This is a genomic window from Duganella fentianensis, assembly GCF_009857835.1.
Lineage (GTDB): Bacteria > Pseudomonadota > Gammaproteobacteria > Burkholderiales > Burkholderiaceae_D > Rugamonas > Rugamonas fentianensis.
Genome location: NZ_WWCL01000001.1, coordinates 1,196,175 through 1,213,658, shown reverse-complemented (window position 1 = coordinate 1,213,658; position 17,484 = coordinate 1,196,175). Strand labels below are relative to the sequence as shown.

General features: G+C 59.4%; 15 protein-coding genes. 2 read left to right on the top strand and 13 right to left on the bottom strand.

The features are described 5' to 3' along the window. Positions 1-27: 27 nt before the first annotated feature. From GTP23_RS05240 to GTP23_RS05205, 8 genes are all read right to left on the bottom strand, one after another. Entirely contained in the window at positions 28-228 is a 201-nt protein-coding gene (locus GTP23_RS05240) for a YdcH family protein (RefSeq protein WP_155433481.1), read from the bottom strand. Positions 229-378: 150 nt separating this feature from the next. Then, positions 379-1,056, bottom strand: coding sequence for a hypothetical protein (locus GTP23_RS05235; protein WP_202411924.1), 678 nt, complete (start codon positions 1,054-1,056; stop codon positions 379-381). 21 nt (positions 1,057-1,077) lie between these two features. Further along, complete coding sequence (gene zapE / locus GTP23_RS05230; protein ID WP_155433479.1) at positions 1,078-2,175, bottom strand: cell division protein ZapE; 1,098 nt, start codon at positions 2,173-2,175, stop codon at positions 1,078-1,080. Between the two features lie 72 nt (positions 2,176-2,247). Next, entirely contained in the window at positions 2,248-3,678 is a 1,431-nt protein-coding gene (gene lpdA, locus GTP23_RS05225) for a dihydrolipoyl dehydrogenase (RefSeq protein WP_161034146.1), read from the bottom strand. A 3-nt stretch (positions 3,679-3,681) separates the two neighbouring features. After that, entirely contained in the window at positions 3,682-4,008 is a 327-nt protein-coding gene (locus tag GTP23_RS05220; RefSeq protein ID WP_161034145.1) for a PspC domain-containing protein, read from the bottom strand. Positions 4,009-4,062: 54 nt separating this feature from the next. Continuing rightward, positions 4,063-5,316: a 2-oxoglutarate dehydrogenase complex dihydrolipoyllysine-residue succinyltransferase gene (gene odhB, locus GTP23_RS05215; RefSeq protein ID WP_155433476.1), complete on the bottom strand. Its 1,254-nt coding sequence runs from the start codon at positions 5,314-5,316 to the stop codon at positions 4,063-4,065. Between the two features lie 111 nt (positions 5,317-5,427). After that, on the bottom strand, positions 5,428-8,283 hold the full coding sequence (locus GTP23_RS05210; RefSeq protein ID WP_155433475.1) for a 2-oxoglutarate dehydrogenase E1 component: 2,856 nt from the start codon (positions 8,281-8,283) through the stop codon (positions 5,428-5,430). A gap of 271 nt (positions 8,284-8,554) precedes the next feature. Further along, positions 8,555-9,523 carry a LysR family transcriptional regulator gene (locus GTP23_RS05205; protein ID WP_161034144.1) on the bottom strand — a complete coding sequence of 323 codons (969 nt, stop codon included), beginning with the start codon at positions 9,521-9,523 and terminating at the stop codon, positions 8,555-8,557. A 104-nt stretch (positions 9,524-9,627) separates the two neighbouring features. Between GTP23_RS05205 and GTP23_RS05200 the strand changes: the two genes are divergently transcribed. Further along, entirely contained in the window at positions 9,628-10,500 is an 873-nt protein-coding gene (locus GTP23_RS05200; protein ID WP_161034143.1) for an MBL fold metallo-hydrolase, read from the top strand. A 109-nt stretch (positions 10,501-10,609) separates the two neighbouring features. After that, entirely contained in the window at positions 10,610-10,987 is a 378-nt protein-coding gene (locus tag GTP23_RS05195) for a BlaI/MecI/CopY family transcriptional regulator (protein WP_161034142.1), read from the top strand. 46 nt (positions 10,988-11,033) lie between these two features. Here the strand turns inward: GTP23_RS05195 and GTP23_RS05190 are convergent, their stop codons facing one another. The 5 genes from GTP23_RS05190 to sdhA all read right to left on the bottom strand — a co-directional run bounded on the left by GTP23_RS05190 (position 11,034) and on the right by sdhA (position 17,483). Next, entirely contained in the window at positions 11,034-13,055 is a 2,022-nt protein-coding gene (locus tag GTP23_RS05190) for a methyl-accepting chemotaxis protein (protein ID WP_161034141.1), read from the bottom strand. A 219-nt stretch (positions 13,056-13,274) separates the two neighbouring features. Beyond that, the gene (gene gltA / locus GTP23_RS05185) at positions 13,275-14,576 is read right to left on the bottom strand and encodes a citrate synthase (protein ID WP_161034140.1); all 1,302 of its coding nucleotides are present in this window, start codon (positions 14,574-14,576) and stop codon (positions 13,275-13,277) included. Between the two features lie 65 nt (positions 14,577-14,641). Beyond that, a complete protein-coding gene (locus GTP23_RS05180; RefSeq protein WP_155433469.1) occupies positions 14,642-14,923 on the bottom strand; it encodes an FAD assembly factor SdhE in 282 nt (93 codons plus the stop codon). A gap of 59 nt (positions 14,924-14,982) precedes the next feature. Beyond that, on the bottom strand, positions 14,983-15,693 hold the full coding sequence (locus tag GTP23_RS05175; RefSeq protein WP_155433468.1) for a succinate dehydrogenase iron-sulfur subunit: 711 nt from the start codon (positions 15,691-15,693) through the stop codon (positions 14,983-14,985). Positions 15,694-15,704: 11 nt separating this feature from the next. Next, positions 15,705-17,483 carry a succinate dehydrogenase flavoprotein subunit gene (gene sdhA, locus GTP23_RS05170; protein ID WP_161034139.1) on the bottom strand — a complete coding sequence of 593 codons (1,779 nt, stop codon included), beginning with the start codon at positions 17,481-17,483 and terminating at the stop codon, positions 15,705-15,707. Position 17,484 lies beyond the last annotated feature (1 nt).

The following is a 17,484-nucleotide window of genomic DNA, read 5'->3' as shown; positions in this document are numbered from 1 at the left end:
TAGATAGGCAGCGATACGGCGCGCAACTCAGGCAGGAACATCCGGCACCAGTTGCATCTTGAGCAGAGTGATATGGTCTTTCAGTTGCAGCTTGCGCTTTTTGAGGCGGCGCAACTGCAGCTGGTCATGGTGACCATCAAGCGTCAGCATGTTGATGACAGCATCCAGATCGCGGTGTTCAACGTCGAGTTCTATCAGACGACGCTGGATATCAATTACATCAGCCATAATTCTCGGTCTCTACCCACACAAAAGTTTCACTGAAACAAGGAGTACTGCTTAACAACTGTGACGCTACACGTAGTTTAATCTACCGGCGCCGCCCAGCCAAATATATGCTGCTTTGCGTCACTTTCTTGCCGCAGTCGGCGCCCCGCCTTACTGCCGCTTGGCCGCTTCCGCCTTGCGCTGTTCCGCTTCGGCCTTGGCAGCCTGTTTGGCCTCGTTTTCAGCTTTCTTGCGCGCCACTTCCGCCTGACGGCGCTGCGATTCCTGCTGCTTGCGCTCGAAATTCACCACGTTTTCTGCCCGCTTGCCAGCGTTGGCCGCATCCTGCGCTTCCAGCTTTTTCAGCTTTTCCGCATGGCGGGCTTCGCGGTCCACCACAGGCCCGGCCACTGGCGGCGGGCGTGGCGTATCGTCCACGACTTTCGGCGCCCTGGGCGGCTGCGCCGCATGCTGGGCTTCTTCTTCCGCATCCTTGCGCGCCCGTTCGGCCAGCTCGGCATCGCGCTTTTCTACCGAGTCAGCCCGCTTGAAATGTTCGGCATCGACTTCGGCGGCACGCAGCACGGCCAGCGCCTTGCGCCGCACTTCCTTGGCGTCGCTCAGGCAGGCGTTGACGAAGAAGCGGCCATAGCAGACCCGTTCCGCTTCCGCAAACTGGTCCTGCACCAGCGCACGTTCCTGCTCGACCTGACGCAGCGTGACATTGGCCTGCTCAACCGACTGCACTTTCGGCCAGCGTGCAGCGCCATAGTCCGCCTGTGCCGGCAATGCCAGCAGCAGACCCAGCCCCAGCAGCGCAACAAGCTGCGCCTTCCATTTACTTGCCATCACCATAGACTTCCTAAAAAACTAGGCCAGCGCTGCGGCAGCCGCGCGCTGTTCCTTATCCATATATTCCTGCGACTGCATCTCGACGATACGCGAGACAGTGCGGTGGAATTCGTTCGCCAGTGTACCGGTAGTGTATAGCTGTTCCGGCTCCACTTCGGCCGACATCAGCAGCTTCACGCCCTGATCGTAGAATACATCGATCAGCCAGGTAAAGCGGCGCGCCTCGGACGACATGGCCGCCGACATCATCGGTATGCCGGACAATATCACGGTATGGAAACGGCTGGCGATTTCCAGATAATCATTCTGCGAACGGGGACCGCCGCACAGGGTATTGAAATCGAACCAGATGGTGGTGCCGGCCCGGCGCAGCGCGCGGATTTCACGCGCTTCGATGCGGATGGTCGGGTCTTCGTCGGCACTCTCGGCCACGCGCGCAAAGGCGTTGCGCAAGGCTTCATCGGTGGCGGCATTCAGCGGGGTGTAATACGACTCCACCTGCTCCAGCGCGCGGCCACGGTAATCGATGCCGGCATCGATATTCATCACATCGAGCTTTTCGTACAGCAGCGCGATGGTAGGCAGGATGCGGTCGCGGTGCAGCCCGTCCGGATACAGCAGCTGCGGATCGTAGTTGGAAGTCATGATGAAGGATACGCCGTTATCGAACAGCGCCTTCAGCAGGTTGTACATGATCATGGCATCGGCCACATCGGAGATGTGGAATTCATCGAAGCAGATCAGGCGGTATTTTTTGGCCACGCGCTTGGCCACTTCGTCGAGCGGATTGGCCACGCCTTTCAGATCGTCGAGCTGGCGGTGCACGCCGCGCATGAATTCGTGGAAGTGCAAGCGGGTCTTGCGCACCACCGGCACCACCGAATAGAAACTGTCCATCAGGAAGGACTTGCCGCGCCCTACCCCGCCCCACATATAGACGCCACGCGGCACATCGGGCCGGTTAATCAGGCGCTTGAACGTGCTCGAGCGCTGGCCTTTGTAGGCCACCCACTGGTCATAGCACACTTGCAGACGGTCTACGGCGCGGCGCTGGGCAGCATCGGCCTTGAAATTGCGCTGCTCAAGCGCATGCTGGTAAAACTCTTCGACGTTCATGAGGATCAGTTCTGTACTGCGCAAAAGAAAAAGGGCGGACCGCAGCCCGCCCGCAGTCCGCTAGAGGATTGCTTAGAAGTTCAGGGTACGCTTATCGATCGCCAGCGCAGCCTCTTTGGTGGCTTCCGACAGCGATGGGTGAGCGTGGCAGATACGGGCGATGTCTTCGGCCGATGCCTTGAATTCCATCGCCACGACAGCTTCCGAGATCAGTTCCGAAGCCATAGGGCCGATGATGTGCACGCCGAGGATTTCGTCGGTGGTGGCATCTGCGAGGAATTTCACCATACCCGAGGTATCGCCCAGTGCGCGTGCACGGCCGTTGGCCAGGAACGGGAAAGTACCAGCTTTGTAGGCTACGCCAGCGGCTTTCAGGGCCTGCTCGGTTTTGCCTACCCAGGCGATTTCCGGCGAGGTGTAGATCACCCAAGGGATGGTGTCGAAGTTGGTATGACCGTGCTGACCGGCGATACGCTCGGCCACGGCAACGCCTTCTTCTTCCGCTTTGTGCGCCAGCATCGGGCCACGTACCACGTCGCCCACAGCCCATACGCCCGGCAGATTGGTTTTGCAATCGCCATCGACGGCGACGAAGCCGCGCTCGTCCAGTGCCAGACCGACTTTGTCAGCGCCCAGACCATTGGTGTTCGGGGTGCGGCCGATCGAGACGATCAGCTTGTCGAACACGGCGGTCTGTGCTTCGCCCTTGGCGTTTTCGTAAGCCACGGTGACGTTGTTGTCGCCCTTGGTGATAGCGCCGATCTTGCAGCCCAGATTGATGGACAGGCCCTGTTTGGTGAACAGCTTCTGCGCTTCTTTGGCGATCTGCTCGTCAACCGCGCCGAGGAATACCGGCAGGCCTTCCAGCACGGTCACTTCCGCGCCCAGACGGCGCCATACGGAGCCCATTTCCAGGCCGATTACGCCGGCACCGATCACGCCCAGCTTGGCCGGAACCGCGTCGATGGCCAGTGCGCCCGTGTTCGACAGAATCAGTTTCTCGTCAAACGCTGCGCCCGGCAGTTCGCGTGCATTCGAACCGGTAGCGATGATCACCTGTTTGCCGCTGATGGTTTCGTTGGCAGGTGCCGAGACGGTCAGCGGGTAGCCTTCAGCCGTAGCTGGGCCGGCGAAAGCGGCGCGGCCGTGGAAGAAGGTCACTTTGTTTTTCTTGAACAGGAACAGGATGCCGTCATTGTTCTGTTTGACGACGGTGTTCTTGCGCTTCAGCATTTGCGGCAGGTTCAGGGACAGGCCCGCAACATCGATACCGTGTTCCTTGAACGCATGGCCAGCGTGCTCGTAGTGTTCCGACGATTGCAGCAGGGCTTTGGAAGGGATGCAACCGACGTTGGTGCAAGTACCGCCCGGTGCTGGGCCGCCCTTTTCATTTTCCCATGCGTCGACGCAGGCGACCGAGAAACCCAACTGGGCTGCACGGATGGCAGCGATATAACCGCCGGGACCGGCGCCGATGACTACTACGTCAAATTGTTTGCTCATTGTTTATCCTATCGTTTCTTCTTCTGGCACAAAGATCCAGAGCAGAATGTAAATCGCGAGACCGAAGCCGAAGGTCAGTACGAACAGCACGAACAGCAAACGCCAGATCCAGGTCTCGACGCCGCTGATGCGACCGAGGCCGCCACACACGCCACCGAGCCAGCGGTCGCTCAGGGAGCGGCGCAACTTGCTGATGTCGTTGGAAAGCTGCTCGCCGCTGTAAGAGCCGCTGCTGAGCAGCTTGGCCTTGGCAGCAGCGAACTCTGCATCCGACAGGGCGCCGGACTGGTGCAGTTCATGCAAACGCTTGATTTCTTCGGAAACGCTCATGGTTCTTCCTCTGAATAGCGTTCCGGCGCAGGGGCCGGAACGCACTGGCGGTGATTACAGTTCCAGCAGCAGGCGGGCTGGATCTTCCAGCGCTTCTTTCATGGCTACCAGACCCAGCACAGCTTCGCGGCCGTCGATGATACGGTGGTCGTAGGACATGGCCAGGTAGTTCATCGGACGCACCACGATCTGGCCGTTTTCTACCACAGCGCGATCTTTGGTCGCGTGCACGCCCAGAATTGCCGATTGTGGCGGGTTGATGATAGGGGTCGACAGCATGGAACCGAAGGTACCGCCGTTCGAGATCGAGAAGGTACCGCCGGTCAGGTCGTCCAGGGTCAGCTTGCCTTCTTTAGCCTTGGCGCCGAATTCGCCGATTTTCTTCTCGATGTCAGCGATCGACATCTGGTCGGCATTGCGCAGGATAGGCACCACCAGACCGCGTGGCGAACCTACAGCGATACCGATGTCGAAGTAGCCGTGGTAAACGATGTCGTTGCCATCGACCGAAGCGTTGAGGATAGGGTATTTCTTCAGAGCGGCCACAGCAGCTTTAACGAAGAAGGACATGAAGCCCAGCTTGACGCCGTGCTCTTTCTCGAACTTGTCCTTGTACTTGTTACGCAGGTCCATGACTGGCGCCATGTTGACTTCGTTGAAGGTGGTCAGAATCGCGTTGGTCGATTGCGATTGCACCAGACGCTCGGCGATACGGGCACGCAGACGGCTCATAGGCACGCGCTCTTCCGGACGGTCGCCCAGGTTGGCAGCGGCAGGCGCAGCAACTTGTTGCAGTGCTGGTTTAGCGGCTGGCGCAGCCAGCGGAGCAACGGCCGGGGTAGCAGGTGCCGAAGCAGCCAGTGCGTCGCCCTTGGTCACGCGGCCATCTTTGCCCGAACCGGCAACGTCGCTAGCGCTCAGACCTTTTTCCGACAGGATCTTGGCAGCGGCTGGCATGGCCACGTCGCCTTTGTTACCACCGGTAGCAGCAGCTGGGGCAGCAGCAGCGGCTGGAGCGGCGGCTGGAGCAGCAGCGGCAGCAGCTGGAGCGCTTGCGCCGGCAGCAGCTTCGGTGTCGATCACAGCGATGACTTCGTCAGCCACCACGGTGCTGCCGTCGCCTTTGATGATTTCAACCAGCACGCCAGCAGCTGGTGCCGGCAGTTCCAGCACAACTTTGTCGGTTTCGATGTCGATCAGGTTTTCGTCGCGGGCAACGGCTTCGCCGATTTTCTTGTGCCAGGTCAGCATGGTCGCTTCTGCGACCGATTCCGACAGTTGAGGTACTTTAACTTGAATTTGTGCCATGGATAACTCCGTATATTGTGTAATGGCGCTCCGCTACATGCTTGCGGTCACGCGTTTATTAACATTGGTTCTGTCAGGCGCCATGCCGGATCGGGCACGGCGCCATGGGGCTTATTTGGTCAGGATGAAACCTTTGAGCTTCGAGAAAGCCGTTTCCAGCAGATCTTTTTGCTGGGCATAGTGCTTGTCGTAGTAGCCGACGGCTGGCGATGCCGACGCTGGGCGACCGGCGTAGGCCAGGCGCTGACCGGCTTCCATGCTCTCGAAGATGTTGTGCTGAATCTGGAACCAAGGGCCCTGATTCTGCGGTTCGTCCTGTGCCCATACCACTTCCGCCAGGTTCGGGAACTTTTTCAGTTCGGCAGCGAACGATTTGTGCGGGAATGGATACAGCTGTTCCACACGGATGATGGCGGTATCGGTCTGGCCGCGGGTTTTGCGTGCGTTGACCAGATCGTAGTAGACCTTGCCCGAGCAGGCGATAACGCGTTTGACTTTCTTGGCGTCGATTTTCTCGTCGACTTCACCGATCACGGTCTGGAACGCGCCTTTGGCCAGTTCGGTCAGCGGCGTACCGGCATCCTTGTTACGCAGCAGCGATTTCGGCGTGAGGATGACCAGCGGTTTGCGGAACTGACGCACCATCTGGCGACGCAGCACGTGGAAGATCTGCGATGCGGTGGTCGGCTGGACCACTTGCATGTTGTTGTCTGCGCACAGCTGCAGGAAGCGTTCCGGGCGAGCCGACGAGTGCTCTGGACCCTGACCTTCGTAGCCGTGTGGCAGCATCATCACCAGACCCGAAGCACGACCCCACTTCACTTCGCCGGAGCTGATGAACTGGTCGATGACAACCTGGGCGCCGTTGACGAAGTCGCCGAACTGGGCTTCCCAGATGGTCAGGGTGTTAGGTTCTGCGGTCGAGTAGCCGTATTCGAAGCCCAGTACCGCTTCTTCCGACAGCACGGAGTCGATCACGGTGAATGGTGCCTGACCTTCGGCGATGTTCTGCAGTGGCACATAGGTGCCGGCATCCCAGCGCTCGCGGTTCTGATCGTGCAGCACGGCGTGACGGTGGACGAAGGTACCACGGCCAGCATCCTGACCGGTCAGACGCACAGCGTAGCCCGAAGCGACCAGCGAAGCGAAGCCCAGATGTTCGCCCATGCCCCAGTCCAGATTCAGCTCGCCGCGGCCCATGGCAGCGCGGTCAGCCAGCACTTTTTCGACCAGTGCGTGGACTTTGAAGTTTTCCGGTACGGTGGTGATGCGGCCAGCCAGACGTTTCAGTTCGGTCATCGGCACGGCGGTATCGGCGCTGTCGGTCCACTTGCGGTTCAGGAACGGCAGCCAGTCTACGGCGAACTTGTTCTTGAAGTTGGTGATGACCGGATCAACGGTGTGCTTGCCGGCGTCCATGGCGTCACGGAAGGCCGATTGCATTTTTTCGCCGCCGTCGGCAGGGATCACAGCTTGCGCTACCAGTTTGTCCGCATACAGTTTGCGGGTGCCTGGGTGCTGGCCGATTTTCTTGTACATCAGCGGCTGGGTCAGTGCAGGGGTATCTTGCTCGTTGTGGCCCAGTTTGCGGTAGCAGATGATGTCGACAACGATATCTTTCTGGAACTGCAGACGGTAGTCCATGGCGATCTGCGAAGCCAGAACCACGGCTTCAGGATCGTCGGCGTTCACGTGCAGCACAGGTGCTTCGATCATCTTGACGACGTCGGAGCAGTAGATGGTGGAACGGGCATCGCGCGGATCGGAGGTGGTGAAACCGATCTGGTTGTTGATCACGATGTGCACGGTACCGCCGGTGCCGTAACCACGGGTCTGGGCCAGATTCAGGGTTTCCATCACAACGCCCTGACCAGCGAAAGCGGCATCGCCGTGCACCAGAATTGGCAGCACTTGTTTGCCGGCGTGGTCGCCGCGGCGATCCATACGGGCTTTGACGGAACCTTCTACCACTGGATTGACGATTTCCAGGTGCGATGGGTTGAAGGCCAGCGACAGGTGGACAGGACCGCCAGCGGTCGAGATGTCCGACGAGAAGCCCTGGTGGTATTTCACGTCACCGGCTGGCAGGTCGTCGCCATGCTTGCCTTCGAATTCTTCGAACAGTTCCTTAGGCGATTTGCCCAGGGTGTTCACCAGTACGTTCAGACGACCACGGTGGGCCATACCGATCACGATTTCCTGCACGCCTTTTTCGCCAGCGCGCTGGATGATTTCATCGATCGAGGCGATGAAGGTTTCGCCGCCTTCCAGCGAGAAACGCTTTTGACCGACATACTTGGTGTGCAAATAACGCTCCAGACCTTCTGCAGCGGTCAGACGCTCCAGAATGTGCTGCTTCTTCTCTGCGGTGAAGTTAGGCGTCGAGCGGATCGCTTCCAGACGCTCTTGCAGCCAGCGTTTTTCGGCCGGGTCGGAGATGTACATGAACTCGGCGCCGATCGAACGGGTGTAGGTATCGCGCAGGAAGTTCAGCAGGTCGCGCAGGGTCGCGGTCTCTGGGCCGAAGTAGGTGTTGCTGATGTTGAATACGGTGTCCATGTCCGCATCGGTGAACCCGTAGAAGCTAGGATCGAGTTCAGGGATGGCAGGACGCTCCTGACGCTGCAGCGGGTCCAGATTGGCCCAGCGCGAACCCAGATAGCGGTAAGCCGCGATCAGCTGGGTAGCGGCCACACGTTTGCGGCCCATTTCGGCGTCGGCCGAAGCTACCACGGTGCGGATAGGACCAGCTTTCGCGCGCTCGGCGAAAGAGGCGATCACGGAGGCGTGGGCGACGTCGGGTTTATTGGAACCATCGACGGCCGGTACGTGCTGCATGGCGTCGAAATAGGCGCGCCAGTTGTCTGGCACGGAACCTGGATTGTCGAGATACGCTTCGTACAGTTCTTCGACGTACGGGGCGTTCCCACCAAACAGGTAGGAGTTGGACGTATATTGTTGCATCATATTGCTCACCTTTCTTCGCGCTTCGCGAGATTAGCGGGTTAATCTAACCTTCCGCGACACGGCCTGACCGGTTAGCGGATTGCACATCAAGTTGTGGGGAAGGGCTATATTTCTTCGGGTACTACAAAATCGGTCATTCAGGATAGCATCGGTATTGTATCCGAACAACCATTTGTGCGGCAAAAACCCATGAAAACTTGCAGTTTAATGTGGCATTAAGTGTGTAAATGGCATAGCCATGCACTGAAACGGGCGAAATGTTTTCATTATTCTAAGCTTGCCCCGGCTGTCCGGCGCGCGGCAGGCGGCGCGGGCCCGGGCCTGGCAGCAACGGCGTGTGGGCCAGCCAACCGGCATCATGGCGGAACCAGTCAGCCAGAAAATCCAGCATGGCGCGCAAGGCGGCCGGCATATGCTGGCGCGAAGTATAAATAGCGTGAATACCCATCTGTTGCGGGGTGAATGACTCGAGCAAGGGCAGCAGCTCGCCACGGGCGATCAGGCCCATCACGCTGTACCTGGGCTGCAGCACGATGCCGGCGCCATGCAGCGCGGCGCGCAGCAGGCTGGTGTCTTCATTGGCCGACAGATTGCCGCTAACGGGCACGGACACGCTCTCGCCATGGGCATCGGTGAACTGCCACAGGCTTTTGCCGAAATAGCTGTAAGTGAGGCAGTTATGCCGCGCCAGATCGGCCACCTGCCCCGGCCTGCCGTGCCGCGCCAGATAGGCCGGTGCCGCGCACACCACCGAATCGCACTGGGCCAGCTGGCGTGCAATCAGATTCGGCTCCAGCGCATTTGTGATGCGCAGCGCCAGATCGATGCGCTGCTCGACCAGATTCACGGCACGGTTATTAATCTGCAGGTCCACCGTGGTGTGGGGAAAGCGCTGCAGAAAAGCCGTCACGGCCGGCGCCAGCACGGCCTGCGCCAGTGACTGCGAACAGCTGATGCGCAGCAAGCCCCGTGGCGCGCCCTCTTCTACCGTGCTGTCGAGTGCCATCTCTTCAGCCAGTTCCAGCATGCTGCGGCAGCGCGCCAGCGTTAGCGTACCGGCATCCGTCAGACTGAGGCGGCGCGTGCTCCGGTGCAGCAGACGTGCGCCGGCCCAGAGTTCCATTTCCGCCAGATAGCGCGTCACCATGGCACGCGACATGGCCAGCGCATCGGCTGCAGCAATCATGCTGCCGCGCTCGGCAATACTGACAAACACCTTGGCAGCGGTAATCCTGTCCATTAATTCATCCGATTTATGCAATTAATTGATGAATGATACGGGATTTTTCTACCGCTTCAAGCAATTTAAGATGACGTCATTCCCATTCAACACGAAAGACCATCATGTTCAAGCAACCACTGCAAACCCTGTTAGCCACTGCCTTCGCCGCCACCCTGGGCAGCGCCAGCGCCGCCCCGCTCAAAGTGGAAGTATTCAATCCGGGCGAAGCCGCCATCTTCCCCGTCGCCTCCGTACTGGTCTCCGGCACCAAGGATGCCGTACTGATCGACGCGCAGTTCTCGCGTGCCGAAGCCCTGAAACTGGCCGAGCAGATCCGCGCCAGCGGCAAGCGGCTGACCACTGTGTACGTCAGCCATGGCGACCCGGACTTCTACTTCGGCCTCGACGTGATCCACGCGGCCTTCCCTGAAGCGAAAATCGTCGCCACTTCCTACACGGTGGCCGCGATCGAAAAGAAAAAGGATGCCAAAGTGGCGTTCTGGGGCCCTATCCTGAAAGACAATGCACCGCACAGCATCATCGTGCCGCAGGTGCTGCAGGGCGACCGCATCGAACTGGAAGGCGAAACCCTGCAGATCGCCGGTCTGCAAGGCGCGGCACCGGAGCGTAGCTATGTGTGGATTCCATCCATCAGAACCGTGGCCGGCGGGGTGGTGGTCTTCAACGACCTGCATGTCTGGACGGCCGACACCCAGACGCTGGCCGCGCGCCAGCAATGGCTGGCCACGCTGGATGGCATCGCCGCCCTGCAGCCACACACCGTGGTGCCGGGCCACTACAAGATCGGCAGCGCACTGACGCCGGCCAGCATCGGTTTTACCCGCGACTATCTGGTGAAGTTTGAAGCGGAAACGGCAGCCGCCGCCAACTCGGCCGACCTGATCGCCCGCATGCAGCAACTGTATCCGCAAGCAGGCCTGAAAGCGGCACTGGACACCAGCGCCAAGGTCGCCAAAGGCGAAATGAAGTGGTAAGCCAGCCACGCTGAGCGAACCCGCAGGGGCACTCACGCCCCGTCGCGCAACTAGACAAATGCATCTAGATATTTTAATCTAGATGCATAGTCTGATAAAAATGCGCACCATGAACACACCCGTCTCCAAACCCACCCCTGCCGAACTGGAAATGCTGCGCCTGCTATGGGCCAGCGGCCCGGCCACGGCCAAGCAGGTCCATCAGGCAGCACTGGCCAACCGGCCCGACATGAACTACGCCACCGTGCTGCGTCTGCTGCAAGTGATGCATAGTAAAGGGATCCTGAGCCGCGACGAAAGCCAGCGCGCCCACGTCTACGCGCCGGCGCAGGCACAGGATGCGCTGCAGACCAATCTGTTGAAAGAACTGATACAGAAAGCCTTTGCCGGCTCCGGCAAGGCGCTGGTGCTGGCCGCCCTGCGCGGCGGCCATGTAAGCAAGAAGGAAAGGGCCGAGATACAGGCCCTGCTCGATCAGGACAGCTAGACCAGACCTGCAGCACGCCGTCTGCGGCTAGCGCCGCCCCACTGATTTATTTGAGTGCGAGGTAGTGTTGTGCCGGACGGCGCACTGCCCGGCCCTGCGCATCGATACGGAAGATGCGCACCACATCTTCCAGTGCATGCGACTGGTCTTGCAGCGCATGGGCCGCTGCCGCAGCCTCTTCCACCAGCGCGGCATTCTGCTGGGTTACCTGATCCATCTCGGCAATCGCCTCATGCACTTCGCGGATGCCGCCGCGCTGCTCATCGCTGGCATTGCTGATGGCTGCCATGATATCGGTCACGCGGCGCACGCTCTGCACCACTTCCGCCATGGTGGCACCGGCCGCCGCCACCTGGGTGCTGCCCACTTCCACCTTGCCTACCGAATCCTCGATCAGGGCCTTGATTTCCTTGGCAGCGGCAGCCGAGCGCTGGGCCAGATTACGCACTTCGCTGGCCACCACGGCAAAGCCGCGCCCCTGCTCGCCCGCACGCGCCGCTTCCACAGCAGCGTTGAGCGCCAGAATATTGGTCTGGAAAGCGATGCCGTCGATCACGCTGATGATATCGGCAATCTTGCGCGACGAAGCCGTGATCGATCCCATGGTGTCCACCACCTGTGCCACCACCTCGCCACCCTGCACGGCGATCTGCGAAGCGGCCACGGCCATCTGCTTGGCTTCGCCCGCATTGTCGGCATTCTGGTTCACGGCGTTGCTCAGATGTTCCATCGACTGCGCCGTTTTCTCCAGCCTCGAGGCCTGCGCTTCCGTGCGCTGCGACAGATCGAGGTTGCCGGCCGCAATTTCGGCCGAAGCCGACGTCACCTGCTCGGCGCCTTGCCGCACCTGCCCCACCACGGCCGACAGGTTCTGGCTGATGCCGTTCAGCGCGCCCAGCAGCTTGCCGATTTCATCCTGATTCTGCACCACCAGATGCACATTCAGATCACCGGCAGCGATCTGCCCGGCCGCCTGTTCGGCCAGTGCCAGCGGACGCGTCACCACCGTGCGCACCAGCAGGTACAGCATGACGGCAAACACGAGCAGCGCCACCACGCCGATCAGCGCATAGTGGTTGCGCAACTGCTGGGCCTCGCGGGTGATTTCTTCCGTGTAGGTGCCGCCCGCGATCAGCCAGTTCCACGGCTCGAAGGTATTAAAGCTGATCATTTTCTCGCGTGGCGCTGCGCCCTCTTTCTCGGCCCATGGATAAGTCATGGAACCGGTTTTGGCAGCCAGCATATCTTTGATGAAATAGCGCCCGTCATGGGTCTGCAGTTCCAGCACGTTCCGACCTTCCAGCGACGGGTGGATCACTTCTTCGCCCTGCTTCTTGCCCGCAGCCGCATTGATCACATAGACGTAGCCGCTCTCGCCTATCCTGATCTGCTTGATCTTGGTCTTGAGCATGTTCAGATTGTGGCCGATGTCCAGACCGATAAACAGCACGCCGATCACCTTGCCGCTGCTATCTTTGACGGGATCGTACTGGGTGATGTACTGCTTGCCGAACAGGGTGGCCAGACCGCTGTAGCTATTCCCCGCCCGCAGCAAGGAGTAGCTCGGGTGGCTGTGATCGAGCTGGGTGCCGACGGCGCGCTCGCCGTTTTCCTTTTTCAGCGAGGTGCTGACGCGCACGAAATCGTCGCCCTGTGCAGCGAAGATGGTGGCCACCACGCCCGTGTCGGCCATGAATTTATCGGGCAGGCTGAAATCCAGATTCAGCGCCTTGCCGGCAAACAGCAGCGTGGGCGTAGGCTTGCCCGCGATCTCGACGGTGCTGGCTGCATCCAGCGTGAACTGGCCTTGCGCGAAATGGCTGGCGAAGATGCGGGCAAAGCGCGAGGCTTCGTCCGTCATGGCGCTGTGGAACACCTCGACAGTATTGCTGATCCCATTCAGGGTATCGGCCACATTGGCCTGCGCCCGCTGTTCCAGCATGCGCGCCGTACTCAGGTTAATCAGGCTCAGGATAATGGCCAGCATGGCGCTGAGCAGGCCAAAAGTGAAAACGGTAATCTTGCTACCGACGTTAAGGTTTTTGAGGTTTGTTATTGTTAGGCTCATATTGTGCAAATGATCAATGAAGCAAAAAAATGAAAAGCCGGCAACTAATTGACTTAGTTCCGGCCTATTCAGGAAATTTCTTGATGTGGATCACTTTAACACAAATTTGAATTTTGTGTCCGACAGGCAATTTTCTCGCTATGAAAGACGGCTATTGCGCAGCACACAGACGAAAAAAAAGCGGGCCGCAGCCCGCTTTCTGGTGCCTGAGACAGCGGATTAACGCTGGTTCAGAGGCTTGACTTCGCGCGTGGTCGCGCCCACGAACAGCTGGCGTGGACGGCCGATTTTCTGTTCCGGATCGGCGATCATTTCGTTCCACTGGGCGATCCAGCCGATGGTACGGGCCATGGCGAAGATACCGGTGAACAGCGAAACTGGAATGCCCAGTGCCGACTGTACGATGCCCGAGTAGAAGTCCACGTTCGGGTACAGTTTGCGCGAAACGAAGTATTCGTCGTTCAGTGCAATCTTTTCCAGTTCCATGGCCAGCTTGAACAGTGGGTCGTCTTGCAGGCCCAGCTCTTCCAGCACTTCGTAGCAGGTTTCACGCATCAGTTTGGCGCGTGGGTCGAAGTTTTTGTAGACGCGGTGACCGAAGCCCATCAGCTTCACGCCCGAGTTCTTGTCTTTCACCTGAGCGATGAAGGCAGGAATGTTCTCGACGGTGCCGATTTCTTTCAGCATGTTCAGTGCCGCTTCGTTAGCGCCACCGTGGGCAGGGCCCCACAGGCAGGCGATACCGGCAGCGATACAGGCGAACGGGTTGGCGCCCGACGAACCGGCCAGACGCACGGTCGAGGTCGAAGCGTTCTGCTCGTGGTCTGCGTGCAGGATCAGGATACGGTCCAGCGCGCGCACCAGCACGTCGTTGACTTTGTATTCTTCGCATGGGTTGCCGAACATCATGCGCATGAAGTTGGCGCTGTACGACAGGTCATTGCGTGGGTACACGAACGGCTGGCCGATCGAGTATTTGTAAGCCATCGCTACCAGCGTAGGCATTTTGGCGATCAGGCGGATAGCCGATACTTCACGGTGCTTGGCATCGTTGATGTCCAGCGAATCGTGGTAGAACGAAGCCAGCGCGCCAACGGTACCAACCAGTACCGACATCGGGTGCGCGTCACGACGGAAGCCGCGGAAGAAGAACTGCATCTGCTCGTGCACCATGGTGTGCTTGGTCACGGTGTCGACGAAGGTGGCTTTCTGTTCTGCGTTCGGCAGTTCGCCGTTCAGCAGCAGGTAGCACGATTCCATGAAGTCAGCGTTCACGGCCAGTTGTTCGATCGGGTAGCCGCGATACAGCAGCTCGCCCTTGTCACCGTCGATGTAGGTGATCGAGGAATTACATGCCGCGGTCGACATGAAGCCTGGATCGTAGGTGAACTTGCCGGTGCCGGCATACAGTTTACGGATGTCGATCACGTCCGGACCAACGGTCCCTTTGTAGATCGGGAAATCGACCGATGGGCTGCCATCGGAGAACGACAGTGTGGCTTTGTTATCAGAGGTGTTCATGAACTCTTCCTTCTTGGAGAGGTGAGACAAAAGTAAAAAAAACCTGTTATTGCTGTGCTTCGGGCTCAGGCCAGTCGCAGACGCGCCAGCAAGGCGTGTACCTGGGGCAGATCGATGTCGCCATCAGGCTCCTTGCGGGCCAGTATCAGATCCATCAGGGCATTGTCCGACAGATCCAGCAAACGCGTCAGGGCGTCGACTTCCTCGTCGGTCAATTCGGTTTCATGCGCATCGAGAAAACGGGTCAGGATGATGTCGTTTTCCAGCAGTCCACGGCGGGCGCGCCAGCGCAGGCGCGCGCGGTTGGCCGGGTCAGACTGGTGCGCAGCGGTATTCGTTGCAGTCATGGTGCGGCTACTTTACAAAAACGGGCGGTTTGCCTACACAACACCGCCCGTGTGGTGCATCAGATGGCGCGACGGACCATCAGTTCCTTGATCTTGCCGATGGCCTTGTTCGGGTTCAGACCTTTCGGGCAAACGTCGACGCAGTTCATGATCGAGTGGCAGCGGAACAGACGGTATGGATCTTCCAGATTATCCAGACGGGCGCCGGTGGCTTCGTCGCGCGAGTCGGCGATGAAGCGGTAGGCTTGCAGCAGGCCGGCAGGACCGACGAACTTGTCCGGATTCCACCAGAACGATGGGCAGGAGGTCGAGCAGCAAGCGCACAGAATGCACTCGTACAGACCGTCCAGCTCTTCGCGCTGGGCTGGCGATTGCAGACGCTCTTTTTCAGGGCGGATGGAATCGTTGATCAGGTAAGGCTTGACCGAGTCGTACTGCTTGAAGAACTGGGTCATGTCGACGATCAGATCGCGGATCACTGGCAGACCTGGCAGCGGACGCAGCACGATAGGCTCGGTCAGCTCGTTCAGGTTGGTGGTGCAGGCCAGACCGTTTTTGCCATTGATGTTCATGGCGTCCGAACCGCACACGCCTTCGCGGCACGAGCGGCGCAGGGCCAGCGAATCATCCACGTCGGACTTGATGCGCTGCAGTGCGTCCAGCAGCATCTTGTCGGTGTCTTTCAGCTCGACCGTCACGTCCTGCATGTAAGGCTTGGCGTCCTGATCGGGATCGTAACGATAAATTTTCAGTTTGAGAGTGCGTGCCATGTTCTTAGCTCTTAGAAAGTACGTGGTTTCGGTTTGAAGGTGTCGACCGTCAGCGGCTTGGTCACGACTGCCTTGTATTCCAGACGGTTGTCCGCCGAGTACCACAGGGTGTGTTTCATCCAGTTGTCGTCGTCACGCTGCGGGAAATCGTTGTGGGCGTGCGCGCCACGCGATTCCTTACGAGCTGCGGCCGAGACGATGGTGGCTTTGGCAGTTTCGATCAGGTTGTCCAGCTCCAGTGCTTCGACGCGGGCGGTGTTGAACACTTTCGATTTGTCCTTGAACGATACGTGCTTGCGACGCTCGTCCAGTTTCATGATTTCTTCCACGCCCTTGTTCAGCATCTCGTCGGTACGGAACACGCCGCAGTATTTCTGCATGGTGGCGCGAATGTCGTTGGCGACGCCCTGCACTTTTTCGCCGCCGTTCGAGGTTTCCAGCTTGTTCAGACGGTTCATCGCGAAGTCGGCAGCATCCTTAGGCAGCGGTTTGTTTTCCTTCTGCTTGAGGTTCTGTGCCACCACGTGGTTACCGGCAGCGCGACCGAATACCACCAGGTCGAGCAGCGAGTTGGTGCCCAGACGGTTAGCGCCGTGCACCGATACGCAGGCGCATTCGCCGATTGCGTACAGGCCGTTGACCACTTTCTGGGTGCCGTCGCCGTTAGGCGTGACCACCTGACCGTGGATGTTGGTTGGAATACCGCCCATCTGGTAGTGGATGGTTGGTACGACCGGAATCGGCTCTTTGGTGGCGTCGACGTTGGCGAACTTGTGGCCGATTTCCAGAATCGAAGGCAGACGCTTCTGGATGGTGTCGGCGCCGATGTGGCGCAGATCCAGCATCACGTGATCTTTGTTCGGACCGCAGCCGCGGCCTTCTTTGATCTCCTGGTCCATCGAGCGCGAAACGAAGTCGCGTGGTGCCAGATCCTTCAGCGTAGGCGCATAGCGCTCCATGAAACGTTCGCCTTCGGAGTTGATCAGGATACCGCCTTCACCGCGTACACCTTCGGTGATCAGCACGCCCGCGCCGGACACGCCGGTCGGGTGGAACTGCCAGAATTCCATGTCCTGCAGCGGCAGGCCGGCACGTGCAGCCATACCCATACCGTCGCCGGTGTTGATGAAGGCATTGGTCGATGCAGCGAAGATACGGCCAGCACCGCCGGTAGCGAAGATGGTGGTCTTAGCTTCCAGAATCATGCATTCGCCGGTTTCCATTTCCAGTGCGACTACGCCGACCACGTCGCCTTCGGCGTCACGGATCAGGTCCAGTGCCATCCACTCGACGAAGAAGTGGGTACGGGCACGCACGTTGCGCTGGTACAGGGTGTGCAGCAGCGCGTGACCGGTACGGTCAGCAGCAGCGCAAGCACGTTGTACGGCTTTTTCGCCGAAGTTGGCGGTGTGGCCGCCGAATGGGCGCTGGTAGATGGTGCCGTCCGGGTTACGGTCGAAAGGCATACCGAAGTGTTCCAGTTCGTACACGACCTTCGGTGCTTCGCGGCACATGAATTCGATCGCATCCTGGTCGCCCAGATAGTCGCCACCTTTGACGGTGTCGAACATATGCCAGAACCAGTTGTCTTCAGCCATATTGCCCAGCGAGGCGCCGATACCGCCCTGCGCTGCCACGGTGTGGGAACGGGTAGGGAAAACTTTCGACAGCACCGCGACGTTCAGACCGGCTTCAGCCAGTTGCAGCGATGCACGCATGCCGGAGCCGCCGGCGCCGACGATTACCGCATCAAAGCGGCGGGTAGGGATTGCAGATTTGATAGCTGCCACG